The 519-nt window shown below is 37.3% G+C and carries 2 rRNA genes; both read left to right on the top strand.

Annotated elements, in window-relative coordinates:
* Positions 1-91: ribosomal RNA gene (locus ACYUET_RS19030) — 23S ribosomal RNA — on the top strand; the annotation flags it as partial.
* A 60-nt stretch (positions 92-151) separates the two neighbouring features.
* Positions 152-268 (top strand): 5S ribosomal RNA (rrf, locus tag ACYUET_RS19025).
* The last annotated feature ends 251 nt before the right edge of the window (positions 269-519 follow it).

Genomic DNA, 519 nt, shown 5'->3' with positions numbered 1-519 from the left:
CCCCTTGAAGACTACAAGGTTGATAGGTCAGAGGTGTAAGTGTGGTAACATATTTAGCTGACTGATACTAATAGGTCGAGGGCTTGACCAATAATAATTAAGTATATACAAAATATGTGCAATTTTGAAAGAACAAATCTTTCAAAGTARATCTGGTGATGATGGCATAGAAGTAACACTCCTACCCATTCCGAACAGGACAGTTAAGATCTATAGCGCCGAAGGTACTGCATGGGAGACTGTGTGGAAGATTAGGACGTTGCCAGGTACTCTTGAAAATAAGAGTACAAAAAAGTGTTGACATTGTTTCGATATGATGTTATACTAGCAAAGTCGCTTAAAGGCGACAAGTTAAAACAAAAGCTGACAGCGAGAGTTGAAGCGAAAGAAAATGGTCTTTGAAAATTGAACAGAATATATAAAATACATTTAAGTAAACCAGCAATTCTTTTTGAAAAGTAAGCTAAGATTAAACTTTTTTATGAGAGTTTGATCCTGGCTCAGGACGAACGCTGGCGG

It is taken from the genome of Clostridium sp. CTA-5, from assembly GCF_054768135.1.
Note: the sequence above shows the minus strand (reverse complement) of the source record. Positions and strands in the feature narration are given on the sequence as shown.